Source organism: Arthrobacter sp. zg-Y895 (genome assembly GCF_020731025.1).
Classification (GTDB): Bacteria; Actinomycetota; Actinomycetes; order Actinomycetales; family Micrococcaceae; genus Arthrobacter_B.
This window is the reverse complement of the sequence record NZ_JAJFZY010000003.1, coordinates 161,128-185,420: the sequence shown is the minus strand read 5'-3', so window position 1 is coordinate 185,420 and position 24,293 is coordinate 161,128. Positions and strand designations below refer to the sequence as shown.

Sequence of the window (24,293 nt, the reverse complement as noted above, 5' to 3'; positions counted from 1 at the left end):
CTTAGGCCGGCGTCAGCCGCCGATACCGGTGACGCCAACCATGATGGGGACAATGCCGATGATGAGCGCTGCCCCGAGGATGTCGAAGACGAGTCCGGTGCGGATCATCCTGGTGATCGGTATGGTCCCGGAGCCGTAGACAATGGCGTTCTGCGGCGTCGATACCGGGAGCATAAAGCCGAAGGACGCCGCGAAAGTCGCCGCCAGGGCAGGGATGAACGGATCCACGTCCATCGCTACGCACAGGGGAATCACGATGGGCACGACGACGGCCGCAGAGGCGGTGTTGCTGGTGGTTTCCGAGATGAGGATAGCCAGGATCACTGAGAAGGCGGTGATGGTGATAACGCTGGTGACGCCCAGAGTGTCGGAGGCGGTGGTTCCGATGGTTTCCGCCAGGCCCGTGGCCGACAGCAGGGAACCGAAGATGATGCCCGTGCCGAAGAGGACGATGGTTCCCCAGTCGATCTTGGCTGCATCCGACCAGGTGAGGGTGGCTTCGCGCTTCTTCCAATCGGTGGGCAGGATGAACAGCAGCGAGGCCCCGAGAACTGCCACGATGCCTTCGTCCAGCCTGTCGTCCAGGAAAATGTACTGGCCGGAGTCCGTGCCGAAGATAAGGCTCGCGAACGCGGGGAGCAGCCACAGGGTCACGGTGAAACCGAAGGCGATCAGGGTGTTGACCTCTGCCCGCTTCATTTTGCCCTGCTCGGCTTTTTTCTCGCTGATGAACCCGTCAACACCTTCAATCCTGCGGATCTCGGGCTTATTGAGCAGGAACATAACGAGGGCGAGCACGATGAACATGGCGAGGCAGAGCGGTGCAGCAGTGGCGGCCCACTGGGCAAACGAGATGCGCACGCCCGTCGCTTCCTCGATCAGGCCGCGGCCGATGAGGTTCGGCGGGGAACCCACAGGCGTGAGCAGTCCGCCCACGCTGGCGCCGTAGGCCAGCATCAGCATCAGCGCGGCACCGACACGCAGGCGCAACGGGTCGAAGTCGGACTTGACTACGCCACGGTTCTGCAGAAGTTCGCCGATGACTGTGAGGATGCCCAGAGCCGTAGGCAGAAGCATGGCCACCGTTGCGGTGTTCGACACGAAGGCAGAGAGCAGGCAGGTGATCACTCCGAAGGCGGTGATAATACGGTACGTCGACTTTGCCACTCCGGGAACGGACAGGACGGCGAAGGCCAGCCGCTGCGCGATGCCGTGCTTGAGCATGGCCTGGGCCAGTATGAAGGCTCCGATAAACGTGAAGATGGTGGTGGAGCCAAAGGGCTGCAGGACCTCCGCTGCCGGTGCGATGCCGAGGATCACTACGGCGGCAACCCCCATGAGGCCACCCACGGGGATGGGCACCGGTTCGCAGATCCACAGGATGATCACGCCGAGCAGGACCGCAGCGAGCAGCTGCTGGGTCGGGTCCATGGCCGTGGGCAGGAGGGCGAAGACGATTGCAACGGCCGGTGCGAGGAACAACCCCAGCGTCTGGCGTGCCCGCTCAAACTTCTCCTCACGGGGAGAGAGGGATTGTTCGCTTAGGCTCCGGAACGTTTTCCCGCCCAGCAGGGCGGCTTTGACATCGGTGAACCCCGGCGTCTTCGGGGCCGGCATGGACAGCGGCACATTCTGGGACATCTTCGTCCTCCCGATTTTGGGTGCATTTTCTCGGTTCGACGGGCCGCGGCCCGTGGTGTGCCGCTGTGGAACTAAATCGGCACAACATACGACCGCCGAAATCCCCTACAGGTCATCCGGCGGCTACGGCACTGATTTCATTGGCTATGGCTTTTCCCAGCTGTTCGGTGGTCCCGCTGCCGCCGAGATCGGGCGTGAGGGAAACATCTCCCCGGGCCAGCACGTTTTCGAAAGCCTGAACCACGGCTGCTGCTGCTGCATGCTCGCCCAGGTGCTGCAGCATCATGGAGGCGCTCCAGATCTGGCCGATGGGGTTCGCGATACCCTGACCGGCAATGTCCGGAGCGGATCCGTGGACAGGTTCGAAAAGGCTCGGGAAACGGCGTTCAGGATTTATGTTGCCGCTGGGTGCGATGCCGATGGTGCCCGTGCATGCCGGACCCAGGTCCGAGAGGATGTCGCCGAAGAGGTTGCTGGCCACGACTACGTCGAATCTTTCGGGATGCAGCACGAAGTGCGCCGTAAGGATGTCGATGTGGTAGCTGTCGATCCTCACATCTGCGTAATTGCCGGACATTCGAGCTACGCGCTCGTCCCAATACGGCATGGTCACCGAAATTCCGTTGCTTTTGGTGGCGGAGGTCAGGTGCTTCTTGGGACGGCTGCCGGCGAGGTCGAACGCGTACTTGAGGATGCGGTCCACACCGGTCCTGGTCATGACCGTTTCCTGGATCACCGTTTCCCTGTCGGTGCCCTCGAATATCCGCCCGCCAATGCTGGAGTACTCGCCCTCGGTGTTCTCACGGACAACGTAAAAGTCGATTTCCCCGGGCCGGCGGTCGGCCAGCGGACTCCGGACTCCGTTCAGCAGCTTCACCGGTCGGAGGTTGACGTACTGGTCGAAGTGGCGGCGAAACTGGAGGAGGCTTCCCCACAGGGAGATATGGTCCGGAACCGTTTCAGGGGAGCCGACAGCACCGAAGAAGATGGCGTCGAAACCCTCAAGCTGCTCAACCCAGTTGTCGGGCAGCATCCTGCCGTGCTTGAGGTAGTAGTCGCCGTTGGCAAAGTCGAAGTCTGTGCTCTTCAGGGTGAAGTCAAAGGCCTCAGCTGCGGCAGCCAACGCCCTCATCCCTTCGGGCACCACTTCCTGCCCGATCCCGTCTCCGGCGATGGTGGCGATTCTGTGGGTCTGCGTCATAGCGGACCTTCCGGTCGCGGCGCACCTGCGCCGCGCGAGTCTCAAGGTGCTGGTTCCAACAGTGTAGGGACGGCGCGATGCCACGGTTAGACCTTCCGGGCAAAGCATTATGTCCAGTTCTGAAAGTAGGGATTCGGCTCGGCGTGCAGCCTGGATCAGGAGCACCCTGCCCAGCGACCCTGCAATGCGGCCGCTACGGTCCGGATGCACCGAACCCTAGGATGGAAGAGTGAACGGAACCTCGAAGTCTCCCAACCCGTCCTCCGCCTCCGGGGCGCCTGCTTCCGGCTCCTCTGCGGTAGGCACCCCTGACCTGTCGGATGCGGCGCGGACCGGATTGAGCTCCCTGCAGGCAGCCCGGTCCGCCGTCGCCGCCCTGGCATCCGCAGGAGTGCGCGACGTCGTCCTGGCCCCGGGATCGCGCAGCGCACCGCTGGCCTACGCGCTGGCGGAAGCGGAACTGCAGGACCGGATGCGGGTGCACGTACGGATTGATGAACGGGTTGCCGGCTTTACTGCCCTCGGCCTGGCGCGCGGCGGGCGCCGTCCCGCAGCCGTCGTGACGACGTCGGGCACTGCCGTGGGTGAACTGATGCCTGCCGTGATGGAAGCCCACCATGCCGGTGTTCCGCTGGTGGTCCTCTCGGCGGATAGACCGGCCGAGCTGCACGGCACCGGTGCCAACCAAACCACGGTGCAGCCCGGCCTCTTTGCCCACTTCCCTGTGACGGCTGCGGATGTGGAGGCCGGCACCGATCCTGCGGAAGCCATTTCCGCAGCTCTGGCCAGCCTTGGCAACGGGATCCCGGTGGGACCGGTGCACGTGAACCTCCAGTTCCGGGAGCCGCTGACCCCCGGCGAAACCGACCCCTTGTTCCTCGAATCCGATTCCGTTCCGGAGGCTTTGCCTGCCTCCGCTCCGGTTCCGGCGGAAGACCGGGTCCCTGCCGCCGATCCGCCGATCCCCGGTGTTCACCGCACCGTGGTGGTGGCGGGCGACGGCGCCGGAGAGCTTGCTGCGCTCTTTGCCCTGCATGCCGGGTTGCCGCTGCTGGCGGAACCGTCCTCCAACGCCCGCTTCGGTCCCAACGCCGTGGGCGCGTACCGCCTGCTCCTGCCGGAACTCGGCCCGATGATTGAACGGATCGTGGTGTTCGGCCGCCCCACGCTCTCCCGTCCGGTCGCCGGACTACTGGCCCGTACCGACGTCGAAAAAGCCCTTTATCTGCCCCGGCCGGTGAACTGGTTTACCGAGGGACGGCGACCGGAAACCATCATCAGCGACATCCCCGGACTCTTCGAGTTCGCGGGAACCGGTGCGCCCGGCTGGCTTGAGCAGTGGCGGACGGCCTCGGAAGCGGCCATGAACACGCTGAACAATCTGCTGGAACAGCAGGCCGGGCTCACGGGCCTGCAGGTCGCGGACCTGGTGTGGGACGCTGCAGACGCCAATCTGGTACTCGGTTCCTCCAACGTCATCCGGGACATGGACCTGGTTGCCTCTCCGGGCTGGCATCCGCTGGACGTGTACGCCAACCGCGGCCTGGCCGGGATCGACGGGACCATTTCCACGGCCACGGGCATTGCGCTCGCCAACGGCATTCCCACCCGGCTGCTGCTGGGCGACCTCACGTTCCTGCACGACGCCGGAGCCCTGCTCCTTGGAGACGGGGAGGACGAGCCGGACCTGCAGATGATCGTGTTGAACGACTCCGGCGGCGGCATTTTCACGGTCCTAGAACATGGTGCACTGGGGGAGGACCCGCGGTACACGGCCTTGGTGGAACGCTTCTTCGGGACACCGCACCGTGCCGATCTGGCCGCACTGTGCCGCGGCTACGGTGTCCGGCACCAAGTGATCCGCTCGGCCGACGAACTCGAAGCCGCATTGGCCGAACCGGTTCACGGACGGTCGGTGCTGGAGGTACGCACCGCACGGGAGACGCTGCGCGGCCTGCATCAGCAGGTGCAGTCGGCTGTGGGGGCGGCGGTGCGGAGCTAGTGCTGCGGGGTTAGTGCTGCGCGGGTAGGGCTTTACGCCCGCGTCGGCGAAGCGTAGCGTCGCCGCATGGTTACGCCGCTCGATGGCCTACCGGAGATCGGTGCGCCGGCTACCCGTGCCCTCGCCGAGGCGGGCTACGACTCACTTCGCCAGCTGGCCGGGGTCCCGCACGCGGAACTCGCCTCGCTGCACGGCATGGGTCCTAAGGCGCTGCGGCTCATAGCGCAGGCCCTGGACGAATACGGACTCGCACTGGGCTGAGTCTTGCGCCAAGCTGGCCGGAATAACCAATCCGGGCAACCAATCAGGCAACCAAGCCCGGCTAACCAACACCGGGAAACACAGCGCGGCCTGCACCTTGGAGGTGCAGGCCGCGGTGGCGGGTGCGTTGCTTCCGTCTTGGCCCCCGGGCCTGCGATAGGCCGGCGGCACGGGGAACGGGGTTAAAGAACCTTGGAAAGGAACGCCCGGGTGCGCTCGTGCTGCGGGTTGCCCAGGACATCTTCGGGACGTCCCTGCTCCACCACCACGCCGCCGTCCATGAAGACAACGCGGTCGCCCACTTCACGGGCGAAGCCCATCTCATGGGTCACCACCATCATGGTCATGCCTTCCTCGGCAAGCTGACGCATCACGGCGAGAACATCACCAACGAGTTCCGGGTCCAAGGCGCTGGTGGGCTCGTCGAACAGCATCATGTCCGGATCCATGGACAGTGCGCGGGCAATGGCCACACGCTGCTGCTGGCCGCCGGACAGCTGTGCGGGGAAGGCCGTGGCACGGTCCTCCAGACCCACCTTGGCGAGGTTCTTCAGGGCTACCTTGGAGGCTTCCTCCTGGCCGCGCTTCTTCGCCCGGCGCTGCGCCAGGGTCAGGTTGCGCAGCACGTTCAGGTGCGGGAAGAGGTTGAACTGCTGGAAGACCATGCCGATCCGGGTGCGTACCTTGTCCAGGTCCGTGTCGGGATCGGTAATGTCAACGCCCTCCACCAGGACGGTGCCGCTGGTGGGCTCCTCCAGGCGGTTGACGCAGCGCAGCAGGGTCGACTTGCCGGAACCGGACGGACCGATCACGCAGACCACTTCGCCCTGGTCTACATGGAAGTCGATGCCTTTCAGCACCTCGTTGCTTCCGAAGGACTTGTGAAGGTTGCGGACCTCGATGGCAGGGGCGTTGGTGTTCGGGACGCTCATGGCTGCTACCTGCCTCTCTGGTTGTGTCGTTCAAGCTTTGCCACCAGCTGGGTCAGCGGCAGCGTAATGATCAGGTACATCAGGGCAGCGAGCACCAGGGGTGTGGCGTTTGCGGTCTGGGACACGGAGTCACGCGCAAAGGTGGTCAGCTCGCGGTCCTGCAGCGCCATACCGGCAATGAAAAGCAGCGAGGTGTCCTTGATCAGGATGACCAGTTCGTTGGTCAGCGGCGGCGTGATGATCCGGAAGGCCTGGGGCAGGGTCACGGAAATCATGGTCCAGGTCGGACCCATGCCCAGCGAACGGGCAGCCTCGGCCTGGCCGGAGGGCACTGCCTGGATTCCGGCACGGATGGTCTCGGCGATGTAGGCGCCGGAAACGATGATCAGGGCCAGGAGCCCTGCGCCTGCGCTGCCTCCCGGCGGACGCCAGTCGAAGGCGATCGGCACGGCGAAGGCGAACCCGAAGATCACCAGCAGTGCGGGGAGTCCGCGGAAGAGTTCGATGTATGCCGTGGCGGCCCAGCGGTACGGGGCTACGGGGGAAAGCTTCATCAGGGCCAGCAGCAGGCCCAGGAGGAGCCCGCCCGCGAAAGCAATGACGGTATAGATAATCGTGTTCTTAACCGCCACCGTGATGATGGTCGGGAAGGCCTCACGGGCCACCTCGGCGTCGAAGAAGTTCTCGCCGATGGCTTCCCAATCGGCAGCCAGCACTACGGCTACCAGCGCGATGACGAAAACGGCGTACAGGACGCCCCGGAACAGGCGTCTGCGGGTGGAGGGTTTCAAAGTGGGGAGCCTTCCAAGGAAGAAAAGGGGTCGTCCCGGGCACCCGGCCCGGGACGACGCAGTGGTCTAGGCGTTATTCGGTGAAGTACTTGTCGTAGATCTCCTGGTATTTGCCGTTGTCCCGCAGCTCAGCGAGCTGCTCATTGACGGCGGAGATGAGTTCGGTGTTGTCCTTCTTCATGGCGAAGCCGTAGGACTCATCCGTCTCATACTCTTCGGCGATGGTGAATTCGCCATCCTCCGTGTGTCCAATGTTCACCGGAAGGTCCTGGAGCACAGCATCGACGTTACCGGACTGGATGGCCGGGAAAAGTTCGGCATCGCTCGGGAAGGCCACGATTTCGGCTCCGGGAGCATTCTCGCGGGCGTAGGACTCACCGGTGGTGTTTCCCTGGACGCCGAGCTTCTTGCCCTCCAGGTCCTCGATGCTCTTGATGTCCGAGTCGATGGGGACCAGCAGCGACTGCAGCGAGTCATAGTACGGATCGGCGAAGCCCATGGCCTCTTCGCGTTCCGCGGTGATGGTGATTGCGCTGGCCTCTAGGTCGCACTGTCCCGCCGCGAGCACGGTGCCGCTGGCAATTCCCTCGAACCCGGCGTCCTGGACTGCGAGTTCAAGGTCAAGCCCGGCCGCGATCTCCTTGACCAGGTCCATGTCGAAACCGGTGTATTCGCCGTTCTCTTCATACTCGAACGGAACGTACGGGATGTCCGAGCAGACCGTCAGCGTGCCTTCGGATACCAGGTTGTATCCGTTGGCAGCGTCGTCGGAGGCTCCGGCGTCGTCGCCGCCGCAGGCGGTCAGCGAGAGGGCGCCGATGGCCAAAAAGGTGAAGGCGGCGGTGCGGGCTTTATGCGGCATTGGTTTACAACCTTACGTCGGACGGTGTGAGCAGTCTCACCCGTAGCTGGGTATTGGGATGCAGTCTAGAGCGTACGTAGTCCATATTTCGGTAACGTGTCCGCCACTGTCGGCAGTAAAATAGAAGCCCACGTGGCGTGCCTTACTGCGGCACCCGGTTCCCAGTGCGGCTACTTCGTGAAGAACCGGTCATGGAGCTCCTGGTACTTCCCATTCTCCCGCAGCTCAGCAAGCTGTTCATTCACCTTCGAAACCAGTTCCTCGCTGCCTTCCTTCTTCATGGCGAAGCCATAGGACTCACCCGTCTCGAAGCTCGCTGAAATCCGGAACTTGCCGTCCTCGGTGTGGTCCTGGTTTACCGCGTGGTCCTGGAGAACCGCATCAATGTTTCCTGCCTGCAGTCCCTGGAACAGCTCCGCATCGGTCTGGAAGGACATGATTTCTGCGTCGGCGGCATTTTCCCGCGCATAGCTCTCACCGGTGGTGCCCTGCTGGACCCCTACCTTCTTGCCCTTGAGGTCTGCCAGGGAGGCAACTGGGGAATCGGCAGGAACCAGGAGGGTCTGCGGCGAGTCATAGTACGGGTCCGAAAATGCCAGTTTCTCGGCCCGCTCATCGGTGATGGACATGGCTGCGGCAATCACATCGCACTGGCGGGCAGCCAGTACGGTTCCGCTCTGCAGGCCGTCGAATCCAACGTTCTGCACTTCATGCTCGAGGCTCATGCCCTTGGCAATTTCGCGGGTGAGCTCGATATCGAAGCCGGTGAACTCGCCGTCCACTACGTATTCAAACGGCTTGAAGGGAACGTTGGAGCACACCGTGAGGGTGCCTTCGTTGACGGTCGTGAGACCGGACTCCGCGGAGTCGTCTCCTCCGCCGCAGGCGGTCAGGGACAACGCTCCGACGGCGAGGAGGGCGGCAAGAGTGGTGCGGGCTTTGTGCGGCATTGCGATTCAGAACCTTAGGTCGGCAGGAACAGAAGAGGCCGCAGGCGGAAACCAAACCGTCTCCAGAGCGGCATAGGGCGGAAATGGCCACGAAGGCACGATCCGAGTTTCTATTCTACCCACTGTAAATTTATGCAACGAACCAAACGGTTATGCAGCCGGTCTCCGACGGAGGCGTAAAGGGGCTTCAGGATCCGGCGGGAGAGGATGCGAAATCAGGGTTACGCACCGGAACGGCGCGGGGCCGGTCCAGGCCCAGGGCCTCAAGCATGGGGCGGAACTTGCTCCAGGTTTCCTCTAGTTCCGCCGCAGGATTGGAGCCGGCCACAATTCCACAGCCTGCATAAAGGCGTACTTCCGTGGGGCTCTCGATCACAGCGCCGCGCAGGGCGATACCCCATTCACCGTTTCCGGCGGCGTCCATCCAGCCGACGGGTCCGGAGTAGGGGCCACGGTCCATGTGTTCAAGCTCACTGATAAGTTCGCCGGCCACGCTGGTGGGGAAGCCGCAGACAGCGGCAGTGGGATGCAGTGCTTCGACCAGCGTCAGGGGCGTGGGGATCAGTCCGCCCGCATCCCGTGCGAGCTCGGCAGTGACGTCGGAGGCCAGGTGCCAGACGTTCGGCAGTTCGAGGACAAACGGCTCCGTGTGGGAAGTCATCGACGAGGTGAAAGGTTCAAGGGACCGGGTGAGGGAATCGATGGCAATTTGATGCTCGTGCTGCTGCTTGGCGGAACCGGCCAGCACTCGCTTTGCGTAGTGGGGATCATCGGCAGGAGCAGTAGCGCGGTCCAGTGTTCCGGCCAGCACGCGCGCCTCGGCGGTGCCGTTTTCGACCTTTATCAGCATCTCGGGCGTGGACCCGATCAACCCATCCACCGAATACGTCCAGCAGTCGCGGTATCGCACGGCCAGTTCGCGGAGTACCTGTGAAGCGACGAGGGGGCTGCCCAACTCCACGGCAACGTCGCGGGCCAGGACAATCTTGCTCAAATCGCCGGCTGCTACATGGGCCACCGACCGCGCCACGGCATTTTTCCACTCCGATTCGCTCAGCATGCCCGGAAGGACCCGGTCGGCAGGATCGCTTTCCCGGTAGAGCGGAAGATCGTCCAGATAACGGGCCAAGGCGGCCTTCGCGGTCTCCGCATTTAGTTCTGCTTCTGGATCCGCGGTTGTGTACGTCACCCAGCCGGCGCCGTCGCGCAGCCCGACGATGATTTCCGGAACCACCAGACGGGATTCAAAGGGGGAGCGTTTGGAAAAAGCGAAGGAACCAAAGGCGACGATGCCGGTGCCGGGAGCGGCAAGAGGATCCTCGACGTCGGCTTCCGCAAGGAGGGACCGCCACCAATCCTGTGCGCGCGCAAAGCGCTCGGGGCCGCTGGAAGTGAAGCGGGCCGCTTCTCCAAAGCCGACCAGCCCCTCTTGGCGCCGGATCCAGCACAGTTGCTCGTCAAGAACCAGATACTCCAGGAGACCCATGGCGGCGGAAAGCTCACCGACGGGCACTGTCACAGAACGCAGGGTGGTCATAGTGGTTCCAGACTACTCCGCCGTAGGTACCTGCCGGATATCGGGGGTCCGTGGCTGAGAGCAACACGACAGCGCCGCGGCCGGTTCGGCGGCCCTCCCATTGTTTGAGACAATGACAGAGTGAACCGCGCATCGTTGGAAAAACGCCCGGATGAAGTTGCTGCCATGTTTGATGACGTGGCACCTAAATACGACGTCGTAAACGACGTGCTGTCCCTGGGGCAGACGCGCCGCTGGCGCCGCATTGTGGTGGACGCTGTCGGAGCCGTGCCCGGACAGCGGGTCCTGGACCTGGCCGCCGGCACCGGCACCTCAAGTGAGCCCTACGCCGATGCCGGAATCGACGTCGTCGCCTGCGACTTCTCGCTCGGGATGCTTAAGGTCGGCAAGCGCCGCCGCCCGGACATCGACTTCGTTGCCGGTGACGCCACCAACCTCCCGTTCGAGGACAACTCCTTCGACGCCTCCACCATCTCCTTCGGTCTCCGCAACGTCAACGAGCCGAAAAAGGCCCTGGCGGAAATGCTCCGGGTAACCAAGCCCGGCGGCCGCCTTGTGATTGCGGAATTTTCCTCGCCGGTCATTCCGGTGTGGCGCACCATGTACACCGAATACCTGATGCGTGCCCTTCCTTCGATCGCCCGCAAGGTCGCCTCCAATCCCGATGCCTACGTCTACCTCGCCGAGTCCATCCGGGCATGGCCGAACCAGGACGGCCTGGCAGCCTGGATTGCGGAAACCGGCTGGCAGGATGTTGCCTACCGCAACCTGACCGGCGGCATCGTGGCTGTGCACCGCGCCGTCAAGCCCGGAGGGCATCCGGCCAAGTGAAGGTCCTTATTGTCGGTGCCGGGCCCGCCGGCTCCACAGCCGCGTACTACCTCGCCTCTGCAGGGGTGGATGTCACCGTTCTCGAAAAGACCGCCTTCCCGCGGGAAAAGGTCTGCGGCGACGGCCTGACCCCCCGCGCCGTGCGCGAAATCCAGTTCCTGGGCCTGCCGCACGAAGAAGCCGAAGGGTGGCGCCGGAATAAGGGGCTACGCCTGATTGCCGGCGGACGGACACTGGAACTGCCGTGGCCTGCGCTCTCGGATTTCCCCGATTACGGCCTGATCCGCACCCGTCTCGGTTTCGACGAGGCCCTTGCCCGCCACGCGCAGGCTGCCGGAGCGAAGATCCTTGAGCGGCACACAGTGGTCTCTGCCATCCGCGGCGACGACGGACGCGTGGAAGGTGCTGTCGCCAACATCCTGGATGAAAACGGGAGGCGCACCGGCGAACGGCGGGAGTTCTTCGCCGACGTCGTCCTGGCTGCCGACGGAAACTCGAGCCGGACCGCGCTGAGCGTGGGCATCGAAAAACGCGACGACCGTCCCATGGGCGTAGCCGTGCGTACCTACTTCGAGAGCCCGCGCACCAACGACGACTGGATGGAAGGCTGGCTGGAGCTTCCGGATGCCTCCGGCAATCCGCTGCCCGGCTACGGGTGGGTCTTCGGTGTGGGAGACGGAACGTCCAATGTCGGCCTGGGCATCCTGAACTCCTCCAAGGAATTCGGAAAGCTGGACTACCGCAAGGTCCTGCGCGACTGGACCGCCGGCATGCCCGCAGAATGGGGCTTCACCCCGGAAAACCATGTGGGTGAGATCCGCGGAGCAGCCCTGCCCATGGGCTTCAACCGCACCCCGCATTATTCGCCGGGGCTGCTGCTGCTCGGCGATGCCGGCGGCATGGTCAGCCCGTTCAACGGTGAAGGTATTTCCTACGCCATGGAATCGGCGCGCTTTGCGGCTGAACACATCATCGAGGGCTCCGGGGCCGCACTTGCACCGGGCCTGCTCACTTCGCGGGCCGCGTTCGACGTCGAACTGCGCGCCTATGCCGGCCACGTGCGGGAAGAATGGGGCAGCCACTTCACGCTCGGCCGCATTTTCGCCGCCATGATCGGCCGCCCCGCAGTCATGAAACTGGCACTGCGCACAGGAATGCCGATTCCCGTGCTTATGCGTTTCGTGGTGCGTATGCTCGCTAACCTGACGGACAGCAGTTCCAAGGGCATAGAGGATAGAGTGATTGCCTTACTGGAAATGCTGGTTCCGCCGGCAAGCAATCAAGGAACGCCGATAACTCCCCGGCAGCCCGCGCAGCACCCGTGACCTCTATGCCTGTTGTCCACCCGTTCCGACAAATAGTGAGTCTTGAACAGTGACTGAATCCACCAACACCAGCCCGGAAACCGTGCCGGGCACCTCCGCACTGCCGCCGGGCTTCGCCCTGCTGGCTGAGGACCCGAGGCTTGGCCCGTCAATGGCCGCATCCCTGGAGCAGGTGGAACTGCGGCTGCGCGAAGCTGTAGCCAACTCCGATCCCTTCGCCGACGTCACCTCCCGGCACCTCGTGGAGGCCGGCGGCAAGCGGATCCGTCCGCTCCTGACCCTCCTGGCTTCCCATCTCGGTGCCGAGGATGCGCCGGAAAAGGTTATCCAGTCCGCCGTGGTCGTCGAGCTGACGCACCTTGCCACGCTCTACCACGACGACGTGATGGACGAGGCACCGTACCGGCGCGGAGCGCCGACTGCGCATGAACTGTGGGGCAACTCGGTTGCCGTGCTCACCGGCGACCTCATCTTCGCGCGGGCTTCCAGCCTGGTCTCCGCCCTGGGTGGCCCGGCGCTGGCTATCCAGGCACACACGTTCGAGCGGCTGTGCCTGGGCCAGCTGCACGAAACCGTCGGCCCTGCCGAAGGCCAGGATCCGCTCGAACATTACCTGTCCGTGATCGCGGACAAGACCGGATCTCTGATTGCCGCCTCCGGCCAGTTCGGTGCATTGTTCTCCGGTGCGGGCCAGGAAACCATCGACATCATGGTTGAGTACGGCGAGAAGGTGGGCATTGCCTTCCAACTGGCCGACGACGTCATTGACGTCACCGGCAAGCAGGCGAAGTCGGGGAAGACGCCGGGCACGGACCTGCGCGAAGGCGTTCCCACCTTGCCCGTGCTGCTGCTTCGACGTGCCGCAGCCGGCGGGGATGCCGACGCCGCAGCCGTGCTCGAACTGGTGGAACGGGACTTGAGCTCGGACGAGGCGCTGGCCGAAGCCGTAGCCGCCCTGCGCAGCAGCCCCGTCACGGATCAGTCCTGGGAAGTTGCACGCAGCTGGTCCGAAGACGCCGTAGCTGCCCTCGCACCGCTGCCCGACTCCGTCGTGAAGGAAGCCCTGGCCGCCTTTGCGCGCGCCGTGGTCAACCGCGAGGTCTAGGTTCTGCTGCCGGGCCGGCAGTTTCCGGGATTCCCCGGACCGCTGAGGTTTCCTGCTGGAACTGCGGCTACAGGACCGCGCGCAGCTCGGCGGCCTTGCGGGCCCGGACCGCGGGCGGCACGATAGGCCGCTTGGGCGTGAAGTAGAGCCCGTCGTCCGTCCAGCGAGGGAGTACATGCTGGTGGTAGTGCCACACGTGCTGGCTCCCTGCTGGCTCGTTGTGCTGCCGGGTGGTGACGCCGTCGGGGTTCCAGGCCTTCTTGATGGCCACTGCCATATCCCGGGTCACGAGCATGATCCGCGCCGCGACGTCGTCGGGCAGCTCATAGAGCAGTTCGTAGTGCCGACGCGGTGTGACGAGGACGTGGCCCGGTTCAGGATCAAAACCGTGTGAAGCAATGAACGCAAGCACCAGCTCATCGGAGTAGATCAGGTCCCCGGGCTCGCAGAGGTTTCCGGGATATCGGAATTCGCCTGTCGCCATGTCGCAGAACGGGCACTCATACCCGTCCGGCGCGTGGCTTTTCCAAGCTGCTTCGCGGAAAACGTCCTTCATCGACGGCTCAGTCCTCGTCTTCATCCTCTTCGAAGATCCACTCGAACATGTCCAGGACATACTCGCTCAGGGTGCCTTCTTCGCTCTGCCAGTCACCGCGCGCGTTATTGCGTCGCCACACGATGGGGTCCGGAACGTCCAGCTGGTCGGCACGAATGCCCCAGACAAACTTCTCGTCCTCATCTTCGAGGAAGAGCAGGTAGCCGTCTTCGATCTCCAGCTCGTCCGGATCCCAGAAGAAGTGGAAGGCCTCCATCAGGTCTTCGCATCCGCCGAGGGCGAGGTAGAACTCACGCAGTACCAGCGGGATGTTGAAATCGTGGGCGGCCAGCATCGAATCGAGCTCCCGTTCGGGGATGCCGTCCTCTTCCCGCCAGTTGTCCTCAAGGTACTTGGGGACCAAGGCGCGGAACCGATCCAGGAAAATTTCACTCATGTGGTCTCCAAGCGTGCGTTGAGTGGATGTATTCCAATCCTAGCCGGGACACGGAGCCGGTCCGGACGAGGGGAGCCTTTGCGGGGTCTGGGGTCTGGAGCCCTAGACCCTTGGAGCCTAGGGCAGACGCGTCGCCAGTCCGGGATAGTCGATGACCATGCCGTCGGCGTCGACGGTGAGTTCGGCGGTGAACCCACGGTTGGCGGAGCTGTAGAGGACGACGGCGTGGCCCGGGTCAGGGGAATAGGCCCGCACCTGTGAATACACCTGCTTGCTGGGCAGGACCCGCAGACTGGGCATTTCCACCCAGGCCATTGTCAGCTGTGTCTCATCCGGGGGAGCGGAATCGTTCAGCAGGTCCAGCCGCAGGATCGGCATGGTGTTAGTCAGCGGGCACAGCCCGAGGTCACAGTCCTGGGCTTCGTCGAGGCTGCGCGGGTCGGCGATTCCGGGGGCGGGCAGGTCCGTGAGCCCGGACGTGGTTGTCTCCGCGCTCCATCTGCCCTCGGTGCTGCGTTCGAGCTCCAGGCTCCGGGACCAGCCCTTCCCCGTCACCTCTACCGTCAGCCGCCGGGTGACCCACCCCGGGATGGTAGACAGTGTCCAGGACGCCCGGTATCCGGCGGTGACAGAGGTGCCGGCTGCGGCGAGTTCCCGGTCACGAAAGGAGACCACTGCCGTGTCCGTACGCTCCGGATCGTCCTGTCCCTGCCAGTGGACGGTCCTGGCCTGCGCGGTGGTAGTCATCCCTACAGGTTAACCGCCCAAGCGTCGGACGTTTAGCGCAAGGTACAGGTGTACCCGGTCGGCGGTCACCGCCGGGTCGTATCCGGTCAGCTCGGCAATTTGTGCAAGGCGGTAGCGGACGGTGTTGCGGTGCAGGCCAAGATCCGCGGCGACGGCGGCCACGGATCCATTCAGGAGCAGGTAGGTGTCCAGGGTAGGGATCAGTTGCGCGCCGTGCCTGTTGTCGAAGGCGACCAGAGGGTCCAGGGCTTCGGCTGCCAGATCCGATAGTGGAACATCGCGGCTGGCCATCAGCAGGGACGTGAGGTTCAAACGGTCGGGTTCGTTCACTGCTGCACCGTTGCGGAGGGCCTCCCGTGCCTCGTAATAACTCCAGCGCAGCCCTGCTGTTTCGGTGTATGAACCGCCTATCCCCACCTTTGCCGTCAGCCCGGCTCCAAAGAGATACGCGCTCAACTCAGCGGCCAGCTCGTTCGCATCGGCAGCGGGAACCACCAAAGCCAGCCGGTTTTCATGAAGGGCCGTAGGTGCGCCGTTGAATCCGGCCGGCAGCGGGAGAGTGGGCAGGGTGCGGATCTGGCCGGACGCTACTTCCACGAGAAGCACGGCTTGCCGCAGGTCCGAGTCAATACCCGCTGCCTGCAGCCTCACAGCAGCGTCCTGACCTGCGAGCCGGCCATCCACAACGTCACCCAGGAGCTGGCCGGTGACGGCCCTGCTGCTGGCCCGCCTGGCGGCCTGGTTGCTCAGCTCCACGCCGATAAGGCTCTGCGCGTAGGCAATGATGTCCGGTTGTACAGACGGTTCGGCAATGGCCAAGGTGCAACGGTCCCGCATTCCGGTGGGGACAGGGATCCGCCGCCAGGAAGGATCGGGGTCGGAGGTGGCAAAGACCGGTGCGCCGTATTGGAAGAGGGCAACGTCGGCCTCTACAAGTCGGGAGAGTTGTGCCAGCAGCCGTGGCAGTCCCTTGCCGCTGAGCAGCGCCTCTGCCAGCACTTGATGGCCTGAAAGCAATTGATGCAGCTGGGCGACGTGCTGGGCGGAGAGGGAATCCGCAACCAGCTTTCCCAGAGCCATGAACGGTGTGCCGTAGGGGACCTCGAAGACGGGCATGCCGAGTCGGTCCGCCTCAGCGAGCAGGGGAGCCGGCACCGAGGCGTGGCTGAGGCCGGTGCCGAAACCGATCCCCAGCGCTCCGGCCCGCTCCACGCTTTGCACGAAGCGTTGCTGGGCCGCACTGCTGCCGTGCCGCAAACCCGTAGTCAGAACCACCTCTCCGCCGCCGAGGAACGGAGAGGGATCCTCCAGCTCGGTCACAGCGACCCACTGAATAGGCCGTGGAGAAAGGGGAGCCGACCCGTGGCGCGTCAGTTCCAACCCGCCCGCCGCCAGCAGGTCCGAGAGTGTGATCGACATTGCACCACTATAGACCGCGGACTTTTATGCGATCGCACTGCATCTTCCCCATAAGGCTGTGCATGCGGCCGTATGTGTGACCTGCGCTTCACAGTAGGTTTGGGGTAATCGAATACGCACCCGCCCGCCCCGAAAGGACGTCCGGCATGGCTGAGACACTGCAGAACTTCATTAACGGCGAGTTTGTCCCGTCCCGGGGAACCGATGTGCTGGATGTCGTTAATCCAACCAACGGTGAAGTGGTTGCCGTGTCGCCCGTATCCGTGCAGGCGGACGTCGACGCAGCCATGGACGCAGCCGCGGCAGCGTTCCGTACGTGGAAGCGCACCACTCCCAGCGAACGCCAGCGCATGCTGCTTCGTCTGGCGGATGCCTTTGAAGCCCATTCCGACGAATTGGTGGAAGCCCAGCACCGCAATACGGGTCAGGTTCGCTCACTGATTGCCGCAGAAGAAGTGGCCGTCGGGGCGGATCAGCTCCGCTTCTTTGCCGGCGCGGCCAGGCTTCTGGAGGGAAAATCCGCCGGAGAGTACATGGAAGGCTTTACCTCCTTCATCCGCCGCGAGCCGATCGGCGTCGTCGCCCAAGTAGCTCCCTGGAACTACCCGCTGCTGATGGCGGTCTGGAAAATCGGTCCGGCGCTTGCCGCCGGAAACACGGTGGTACTCAAGCCTTCCGACACCACCCCCGAATCCACCTTGGTCCTGGCCCGTCTTGCGGCAGATATCTTCCCTGCCGGCGTGTTCAACGTGGTCCTGGGGACCGGTGCCACCGGTGAGCTGATGGTTGAACACCCCGTGCCCGGCCTGGTTTCCATCACCGGGTCCGTGCGGGCAGGCATCGCCGTGGCCTCCGGTGCGGCAAAGACCCTCAAACGGGCCCACCTGGAACTCGGCGGGAAGGCCCCTGCAGTCGTATTTGCAGACGCAGACCTGGACCGGACCGCCACGGCCATTGCCGAATTCGCGTTCTTTAATGCCGGCCAGGACTGCACCGCCATCACCCGCGTTCTGGTGGAGGATTCCGTGCATGACGCACTGGTGGACAAGCTGGTGGCTGCGGCCAAGGAGCTGAAGACCGGCAGCGACAACGACGAGGAAAACTACTTCGGTCCGCTGAACAACATCAACCACTTCAACGCTGTGAATGCCGTGATCGAAGCTCTGCCCGCGCATTGCCGTGTGGAGACCGGCGGGCGGAGGGCAGGGTCCAAGGGCTTCTTCTTCGAACCCACCGTCATCACCGGTGCCCGCCAAGACGACGACGTGGTGCAGAAGGAAACCTTCGGCCCGGTCATCACCGTGCAGAAGTTCGACAACGAGGAGCAGGCCGTGGAAATGGCCAACGACGTCGAATACGCTCTTGCCTCCAGCGTCTGGACCACGAACCACGGCCGGGCCATGCGCCTGTCACGGGACCTGGATTTCGGAGCGGTCTGGATCAACACGCACATCATGCTCACCGCCGAAATGCCGCACGGAGGCTTCAAGAGCTCCGGTTACGGCAAGGACCTCTCCATGTACGGCGTGGAAGACTACACCCGCATTAAGCACGTCATGAGCGCGTTGGACGCCTAGCCCCGGCATCCGAACCCTGTTCCTCAGGCAGTATTTTCGAAAGGCAATCCCATGAGCATCTCCCTCACCACCCCGAGTTACCGCATCGAACAGCGACGCCGGATTACCGGCACTTTCCCGGGCCCGAAGTCTGCAGCCTTGGAGGCGCGGCGTGCCGCAGTTGTTGCGAAGGGTGTTGCCTCGAGCATTCCCGTGTATGCCGCTGATGCCGACGGCGGCATCATCGTGGACGTGGACGGCAATGCCTTCACTGACCTGGGCTCGGGCATCGCCGTGACCAGCGTGGGTGCCTCTGATCCAGCCGTTGTCGCCGCCGTGCAGGAACAGGTGGAGCACTTCACGCACACGTGCTTCATGGTGACGCCCTACGAGGGGTATGTGGCCGTCGCCGAACGTCTTGCTGCCGTGACTCCGGGGGACTTCGAAAAACGGACCGTGCTGTTCAACTCCGGTGCCGAAGCGGTGGAGAACGCCGTGAAGATTGCCCGCTCGGCTACCGGGCGCGACGCAGTAGTGGCTTTCGACCACGCCTACCACGGCCGCACCAACCTCACCATGGGGTTGACGGCCAAGGCCATGCCCTACAAGACAGGGTTCGGACCGTTCGCGCCGGAGATCTACCGGATGCCCATGAGCTATCCGTTCCGTGAAGAGAACCCGAACCTTACCGGCGCGGAGGCTGCGGACCGGGCCATCCTGGCCATCGAGAAGCAGATCGGCGCGGACCAGCTTGCCGCGCTCCTCATTGAACCGATTCAGGGAGAGGGGGGATTCATTGTTCCTGCGGAGGGCTTCCTGCCGCGGCTCGCGGAGTGGGCGCAGGCCAACGGTGTGGTCTTCATCGCGGACGAGGTGCAGTCCGGTTTCTGCCGTACGGGTGAATGGTTTGCGGTACAGCACGAGGGGGTAGTTCCCGACCTGATCACCATGGCAAAGGGGATTGCCGGCGGGCTGCCGCTCTCGGCCGTCACGGGACGGGCGGAATTGCTCGACGCCGTCCACCCCGGAGGTCTGGGAGGCACCTACGGCGGCAATCCCGTAGCCTGCGCAGCTGCGCTGGCGGCGATGGACACCATGGTTTCGCAGGACCTGGCCGGGCGGGCGCGGCACATCGAGGAGCTCGTCCGGCCAAGACTGGAGGCACTTGTGGTCGAGGGCGGCGTCGTTGGCGATGTCCGTGGACGCGGGGCCATGCTCGCCATGGAATTCGTTCGCCCCGGGTCTCGAACGCCCGACGCCGAGGCGGCCAAAGCTGTCGCAGCGGCGTGCCTGCAGGAAGGTGTCATCGTGCTGACCTGCGGAACCTACGGGAACGTCATTCGGCTGCTGCCGCCGCTGACCATTGGCGATGAGCTCCTGCTTGATGCACTGGAGGTTCTGGAGACCGCCGTCCGCGCCCGGAGCTGATGCCGTCATGGAAGGTCCTTGCGGTGAGGCGTCAGGTTCCGTTTGCGGTCCCGCCAGAGGCCGGGAACCCAGGGTGGAAGTAGGTGTTCCGCAGCGGTCTGCGCTCCGGATCCACGTAAGCCGGCGGCCGGAACCAGGGAATGCCCGCCTGCATTGATACGTGCCAGTTGCCCTGATGGATCAAGTGGTGGTGGAAGGAACACAGCAGCACCCCGTTCCCGATGCTGGTGTCTCCACCCCGTTCCCAGAAGGTGACATGGTGCGCTTCGGTCCAAGGTCCCGGAACTGTACATCCGGGGAAAGCGCAGCCTCGGTCGCGGGCGTGCAGGGCCTTCCGCAGGTGGGGAGGGAAAAGTCGTGCCGCCCGGCCCAGGTCCAGCACCTGTCCCTTGGATCCCAGGACTACCGGAATCAAATCCGCGTCGCAGGCTATGCGCCGGACAGCCCGGGTGTCGATTGGTCCCGAGAAGGCAGCGATGCCGGGCGACGGAGAATGCGATGTTTCGGTGTTCCTGTTATCCGGACCGCTGGCGGAATGTGGTCCGTCTGCGCGATCCCCGCGGATCCTGCGGTTCCTCGCGCCCGGCCCGCCTGTTGGGTTCGTCAGCCCCAGCAAGAGGGCGTCATGACTGATAGTGACCATAACTTGAGGACGCATACCCCCGGAAGCGGGCAGCCCCCCGGAAGCCAGAGCAGTGCGGACAGCGGCGAGCAGCCCCTCCAACAGCAGTTGCGGGCGGGTGGGCCTGGGCAGCCGGTCAAGGATATGGGGGTGCGGAGGTGAATCCTGTCCCGCTGCTGCGGGTGTAAAAGCTCCCTCCGCAGGAATGTGGCGCTCGGGCTGAGTGCTACCGGGTTCGGCCGCGCGGTCCGGCTCGGTCGCGCGGCCCGGTTCGGTTGCGCAGCCTCGCTGGATCGCGCAGCCCGGCTCAGTCGCACAGCCCGGTTCCGTCTTGCGGTCTGATTCCGGGGCGCCGCGGTTGGTACCTTCCTGGCCGTTCACCCGCGGATTGGAGGCGCTGTTCATCAGGGTGGTGAGTGCTTCGTGCTGTTCGTCGGTGCAGTAAATGTGGAGATGGTTCAATCCATTTCGGCGTCGTCCAGGGAAGATCCCTTGGAACCGGACGAGCTCTTCCTCGCTAGGTGGCCGGTCCTGGTCCAGCAAAGCGGTCCAATGCTTCGCCGTACGAACGAGAAAATCATGGTCCTGATGGGAACCGATATCAGTGAGCTGCTTTTCCATGGCGTCGAGAGCCTGTGGTTCCATACGCGGAAGCGCTTCTTCCAACGCGTGTGCGATCACATCAGCATCTGTTGCAGCGAGGGCGGCATCAGCACAAGCCTCAGCCAACCGCGGATACGCGGGTGGGCGACTCTCGCCTGTGACAGTGGTTGCGGGAAGGACAGCTGAACCGAGCGACAGCCGGCGGCGCGCTTCGGCGCGTGAGATTCGAAGGCGGGCTCGCATGAAGTCCGGAGTACTCCGGAACTCCCGCAGATCGCCCTCGCCAAACGTCTGAGCGGGTCTCTGCCGATCGATGGCCGCGGCTGCGACCAGCTTCAGGTAGTCCGTAACGCGTGAAATACCTTCAACGGCCGCAGCGAAATCCACCGCGTCCTGAAAACCTAGAAGATCCCAGGCCTCAGTCGCGTCTTCACCGAGGTCACGGGCTTCCGCGACGAGCGATTCGGCACGCTGCATCAGGCTCACACCTGTTGTAGCGACGGAGAATTCCGCCGGTAGCTGCAACTCGCTCAAAGTTTCCGAAGTCATGCAACAAGGCTGCCGCGGCAGAGCGACTGATGGTCCGGTAGGGCCCCGGATTGGGGACAACAATCAAGACGCGCTGCCCAGGGTGAAGCGGGGGAGGACTAGTCGCCCGCCCTATAACCACGCAGACCGGATCTAGCATCGTCGGTGTGGTTAGGACGGGGGAGGACTAGTCGTTAGAACATCTGCGTCGCCGGACTAACCCCTAGACAGCCGCCGCAGCACGCAGCCGCCGATTGCGGCGGGGGCCGCCGATCATATCGACGGTCAGCATCACCAGTGCGAGCCAGACGAGGCCGAAGCCCGCCCAGCGCTCGGGCGGCATCGCTTCCTTGAACACGGTCAGGGCCAGGATGAACTGCAGGGTAGGCGCCAGATACTGCAGCAGTCCCACGGTGGACAGCGGCAGGCGGCGTGCAGCCGCCCCAAAGAAGATCAGCGGTACGGCAGTGATGATGCCGGAGGCGACCAGAAGCCAGAGATGCCCGGCACCGTTGGTAGTCAGCGTGGCCGCTCCGGTCATGGAAAGCCAGATCATCACGCCGACTGCAATAGGTGTGAGCACGGCCGTTTCAATCGTCAGGCTCGAAACTGCGTCAACACGCGAGCCGATGCCCTTCTTGACCAAGCCGTAGAACCCGAAGCTGAAGGCCAGGGCCAGAGCCACCCACGGCACGGTTCCGTACGCGAAAGCCAGGACCAGAACGGCAATGAAACCCACTGCCATGGCCGCCCACTGGAGCGGACGCAGTTTTTCCTTGAGCACCAGCACGCCGAGCAGCACCGACACGATCGGGTTAATGAAGTAGCCCAACGCTGCTTCCACTGCGTGCTCGTTCAACACGGCCCAGGAATACGTCAGCCAGTTCACGGCGATCAGCAGGGCAGCACCCGCCAGGGTTCCTACTGTGCGGGGGTTCCGTCCAGCGGCAAGCATCGGCTTCCAGGCCCGCATGACGGAGAGCAGGATCGCGCAGAACACCAGTGACCAGACAACACGGTTGGCAACGATTTCCACCGCACCGGCGGGCTTGAGGACCATGAAATAGAGCGGAAGCAGACCCCAGAGCCCGTACGCACCAATTCCGAAGAGGATGCCGGGAAGGTTCTCGCGTCCCGTCCCCGCAGGCCCGGACGACGACGGTCCCGTCCCCGCAGGCCCGGACGACGACGGTCCCGTCCCCGCAGGCCCGGACGACGACGGAGCAGCCGACTGATCCGGCGCACCTGGCGCCCCGGACGAACCGGCGGACGGACCCGAGGTCGCGCCGACGCCCTCGCCGGGCATAGCGGTACGGATGCCGCGGAGGGCGGGGACAGGCTTTGAGAAAGGCACGCACAGCTTAACGCGCCTGCACCTGTGCGTATTCCCGAGGCCTCCCGCACCCGTTTTTTCGAGCCGTTTAGACGGTGGCGAACCCGGCATTTAGAATAAATAACTGTGTGTTAATTGCGCACCCAGAAGCTCAGAAGAGAAGAAGGACTATCAGTGACTAACCCTGCCGCGGACAGCGCCCAGCGTCCTTTGAGGGTCGCCATTATCGGCGCAGGCCCCGCCGGTGTTTACGCCGCCGACATCCTTACCAAAGCCGAGCGGGACTTCGAGGTCAGCATTGACCTCTTCGACCAGTACCCCGCGCCCTACGGGCTCATCCGCTACGGTGTGGCTCCCGACCATCCCCGGATCAAGGGCATCGTCAACGCCCTGCACAAGGTGCTGGACCGCGGGGACATCCGGTTCCTCGGCAACGTCAACTACGGCCGCGACCTGACGCTGGCAGACTTCCGCCACTTCTATGACGCCATCATCTTTGCCACGGGCGCCATCAAAGACGCCCCGCTGAACGTGCCCGGCGTCGACCTGGAAGGCTCCTTCGGCGGTGCGGAATTCGTGTCCTGGTATGACGGGCATCCTGATGTTCCGCGCGAATGGCCGCTGGACGCCAAGGAAGTGGCTGTGATCGGCAACGGCAACGTAGCCCTCGACGTCGCCCGCATCCTTTCCAAGCACGCAGATGACCTGCTCAGCACGGAAATTCCGACCAACGTCTACGAGGGCCTGAAGAAGTCCCCGGTCACCGATGTGCACATCTTCGGCCGCCGCGGACCGGCACAGGTGAAGTTCACGCCGCTGGAACTTCGCGAACTCTCGCATTCGCGCGATGTCGATATTGTCCTGTACCCCGAGGACTTCGAATTCGACGAAGGCTCCGACGAGCAGATCCGCACCAACAACCAGACCAAGACCATGGTCAACACCCTCACCAACTGGCTGGTGGAGGAACAGGACACCGGAGCTTCCCGCCGCCTGCACCTGCACTTCCTGCACAGCCCCGTGGAGATCTATGACGATCCCGCGGATCCGGGCAAGGTCGCCGGTATGAAGTTCGAGCGGACCGAGCTGGACGGCACCGGGAACGTCCGCGGCACCGGCGAGATTGTCGACTACCCGGTCCAGGCCGTTTACCGGGCCATCGGGTACTTCGGCTCCGAGCTGCCCGAAGTCGGCTACGACGAGCAGCGCGGCGTGATCCCCAACGAGGGCGGCCGCGTCATCAATGAAGACGGCGCTCCGGTGCCGGGCATCTACACCACCGGTTGGATCAAGCGCGGACCCGTGGGCCTGATCGGCCACACCAAGGGCGACGCGCTGGAGACCATCGGCTTCCTGCTCGAGGACCGGCTGAACCTGCCGGCCGCCACGCACCCGGACCCGTCGTCGATCATTGAGCTGCTGGAAGAACGCGGCGTCAAGTACACCACTTGGGAGGGCTGGCTGAAACTGGATGCTTATGAGCGCAGCCTCGGCGCCTCCTACATCCACCCCGAACCGCTGACGGGCGAACTCGTCCGTGAGCGTGTCAAGGTGGTCGACCGCGAGGAAATGACCCGTATCTCCCGCGGCGAGTAGTCGTAATCAGCAACCCGTAGTTTCTCTGGCC

The 24,293-nt window shown here is 64.1% G+C and carries 21 protein-coding genes; 8 read left to right on the top strand and 13 right to left on the bottom strand.

Annotation, left to right across the window (positions count from 1 at the left end):
- Positions 1 to 12 precede the first annotated feature (12 nt).
- On the bottom strand, positions 13 to 1,641 hold the full coding sequence (locus LJ760_RS02585) for an SLC13 family permease (protein ID WP_227918957.1): 1,629 nt from the start codon (positions 1,639 to 1,641) through the stop codon (positions 13 to 15).
- Between the two features lie 112 nt (positions 1,642 to 1,753).
- Positions 1,754 to 2,842 carry a tartrate dehydrogenase gene (locus LJ760_RS02580; RefSeq protein ID WP_227918954.1) on the bottom strand — a complete coding sequence of 363 codons (1,089 nt, stop codon included), beginning with the start codon at positions 2,840 to 2,842 and terminating at the stop codon, positions 1,754 to 1,756.
- Between the two features lie 229 nt (positions 2,843 to 3,071).
- Here LJ760_RS02580 and menD point away from each other — a divergent pair, with 229 nt between their 5' ends.
- Together menD and LJ760_RS02570 are read left to right on the top strand one after the other, a co-directional pair.
- Complete coding sequence (gene menD, locus LJ760_RS02575; protein WP_331460699.1) at positions 3,072 to 4,844, top strand: 2-succinyl-5-enolpyruvyl-6-hydroxy-3-cyclohexene-1-carboxylic-acid synthase; 1,773 nt, start codon at positions 3,072 to 3,074, stop codon at positions 4,842 to 4,844.
- A gap of 66 nt (positions 4,845 to 4,910) precedes the next feature.
- Positions 4,911 to 5,105: a helix-hairpin-helix domain-containing protein gene (locus LJ760_RS02570; RefSeq protein WP_227918952.1), complete on the top strand. Its 195-nt coding sequence runs from the start codon at positions 4,911 to 4,913 to the stop codon at positions 5,103 to 5,105.
- 182 nt (positions 5,106 to 5,287) lie between these two features.
- On the opposite strand, the gene LJ760_RS02565 is transcribed toward LJ760_RS02570, so the two are convergent.
- The 5 genes from LJ760_RS02565 to LJ760_RS02545 form a co-directional block, all read right to left on the bottom strand.
- Complete coding sequence (locus LJ760_RS02565; RefSeq protein ID WP_227918950.1) at positions 5,288 to 6,037, bottom strand: amino acid ABC transporter ATP-binding protein; 750 nt, start codon at positions 6,035 to 6,037, stop codon at positions 5,288 to 5,290.
- Positions 6,038 to 6,042: 5 nt separating this feature from the next.
- Positions 6,043 to 6,828 carry an amino acid ABC transporter permease gene (locus LJ760_RS02560; protein ID WP_227918949.1) on the bottom strand — a complete coding sequence of 262 codons (786 nt, stop codon included), beginning with the start codon at positions 6,826 to 6,828 and terminating at the stop codon, positions 6,043 to 6,045.
- A 73-nt stretch (positions 6,829 to 6,901) separates the two neighbouring features.
- Positions 6,902 to 7,690 carry a basic amino acid ABC transporter substrate-binding protein gene (locus tag LJ760_RS02555; protein WP_227918948.1) on the bottom strand — a complete coding sequence of 263 codons (789 nt, stop codon included), beginning with the start codon at positions 7,688 to 7,690 and terminating at the stop codon, positions 6,902 to 6,904.
- Between the two features lie 170 nt (positions 7,691 to 7,860).
- The gene (locus LJ760_RS02550) at positions 7,861 to 8,640 is read right to left on the bottom strand and encodes a basic amino acid ABC transporter substrate-binding protein (RefSeq protein WP_227918947.1); all 780 of its coding nucleotides are present in this window, start codon (positions 8,638 to 8,640) and stop codon (positions 7,861 to 7,863) included.
- Between the two features lie 187 nt (positions 8,641 to 8,827).
- Entirely contained in the window at positions 8,828 to 10,177 is a 1,350-nt protein-coding gene (locus tag LJ760_RS02545) for an isochorismate synthase (RefSeq protein ID WP_227918939.1), read from the bottom strand.
- 120 nt (positions 10,178 to 10,297) lie between these two features.
- Here LJ760_RS02545 and LJ760_RS02540 point away from each other — a divergent pair, with 120 nt between their 5' ends.
- From LJ760_RS02540 to LJ760_RS02530, 3 genes are read left to right on the top strand one after another with little or no spacing between them, the layout of a single operon-like run.
- Positions 10,298 to 11,008 (top strand): demethylmenaquinone methyltransferase, encoded by a 711-nt coding sequence (locus LJ760_RS02540; protein ID WP_227918937.1) that lies wholly within the window; start codon positions 10,298 to 10,300, stop codon positions 11,006 to 11,008.
- Positions 11,005 to 12,333, top strand: a complete 1,329-nt coding sequence (locus LJ760_RS02535; RefSeq protein ID WP_227918935.1) for a geranylgeranyl reductase family protein — start codon at positions 11,005 to 11,007, stop codon at positions 12,331 to 12,333. Before LJ760_RS02540 ends, LJ760_RS02535 begins: the two co-directional genes overlap by 4 nt.
- A gap of 49 nt (positions 12,334 to 12,382) precedes the next feature.
- On the top strand, positions 12,383 to 13,438 hold the full coding sequence (locus tag LJ760_RS02530) for a polyprenyl synthetase family protein (protein WP_227918933.1): 1,056 nt from the start codon (positions 12,383 to 12,385) through the stop codon (positions 13,436 to 13,438).
- 67 nt (positions 13,439 to 13,505) lie between these two features.
- Here the strand turns inward: LJ760_RS02530 and LJ760_RS02525 are convergent, their stop codons facing one another.
- The 4 genes from LJ760_RS02525 to LJ760_RS02510 all read right to left on the bottom strand — a co-directional run bounded on the left by LJ760_RS02525 (position 13,506) and on the right by LJ760_RS02510 (position 16,596).
- Positions 13,506 to 14,018, bottom strand: a complete 513-nt coding sequence (locus LJ760_RS02525) for an HIT family protein (RefSeq protein WP_227918930.1) — start codon at positions 14,016 to 14,018, stop codon at positions 13,506 to 13,508.
- Positions 14,002 to 14,430, bottom strand: a complete 429-nt coding sequence (locus LJ760_RS02520) for a hypothetical protein (protein ID WP_227918929.1) — start codon at positions 14,428 to 14,430, stop codon at positions 14,002 to 14,004. The genes LJ760_RS02525 and LJ760_RS02520 overlap by 17 nt, the downstream gene beginning before the upstream one ends.
- A 117-nt stretch (positions 14,431 to 14,547) precedes the next feature.
- On the bottom strand, positions 14,548 to 15,177 hold the full coding sequence (locus LJ760_RS02515; protein WP_227918928.1) for a putative glycolipid-binding domain-containing protein: 630 nt from the start codon (positions 15,175 to 15,177) through the stop codon (positions 14,548 to 14,550).
- A 9-nt stretch (positions 15,178 to 15,186) separates the two neighbouring features.
- Positions 15,187 to 16,596 (bottom strand): PucR family transcriptional regulator, encoded by a 1,410-nt coding sequence (locus tag LJ760_RS02510; protein ID WP_227918927.1) that lies wholly within the window; start codon positions 16,594 to 16,596, stop codon positions 15,187 to 15,189.
- A 146-nt stretch (positions 16,597 to 16,742) separates the two neighbouring features.
- On the opposite strand from LJ760_RS02510, the gene LJ760_RS02505 reads away from it, so the two are divergent.
- Both LJ760_RS02505 and gabT read left to right on the top strand, forming a co-directional pair.
- On the top strand, positions 16,743 to 18,173 hold the full coding sequence (locus tag LJ760_RS02505; RefSeq protein ID WP_227918926.1) for a gamma-aminobutyraldehyde dehydrogenase: 1,431 nt from the start codon (positions 16,743 to 16,745) through the stop codon (positions 18,171 to 18,173).
- 51 nt (positions 18,174 to 18,224) lie between these two features.
- On the top strand, positions 18,225 to 19,580 hold the full coding sequence (gabT, locus tag LJ760_RS02500; protein ID WP_227918925.1) for a 4-aminobutyrate--2-oxoglutarate transaminase: 1,356 nt from the start codon (positions 18,225 to 18,227) through the stop codon (positions 19,578 to 19,580).
- Between the two features lie 31 nt (positions 19,581 to 19,611).
- Here the strand turns inward: gabT and LJ760_RS02495 are convergent, their stop codons facing one another.
- Both LJ760_RS02495 and rarD read right to left on the bottom strand, forming a co-directional pair.
- Entirely contained in the window at positions 19,612 to 21,354 is a 1,743-nt protein-coding gene (locus LJ760_RS02495; RefSeq protein ID WP_227918924.1) for an HNH endonuclease signature motif containing protein, read from the bottom strand.
- A 202-nt stretch (positions 21,355 to 21,556) separates the two neighbouring features.
- Positions 21,557 to 22,651 carry an EamA family transporter RarD gene (rarD, locus tag LJ760_RS02490; RefSeq protein ID WP_442860640.1) on the bottom strand — a complete coding sequence of 365 codons (1,095 nt, stop codon included), beginning with the start codon at positions 22,649 to 22,651 and terminating at the stop codon, positions 21,557 to 21,559.
- A gap of 189 nt (positions 22,652 to 22,840) precedes the next feature.
- Here rarD and LJ760_RS02485 point away from each other — a divergent pair, with 189 nt between their 5' ends.
- The gene (locus tag LJ760_RS02485) at positions 22,841 to 24,262 is read left to right on the top strand and encodes an FAD-dependent oxidoreductase (protein WP_227918922.1); all 1,422 of its coding nucleotides are present in this window, start codon (positions 22,841 to 22,843) and stop codon (positions 24,260 to 24,262) included.
- Positions 24,263 to 24,293 lie beyond the last annotated feature (31 nt).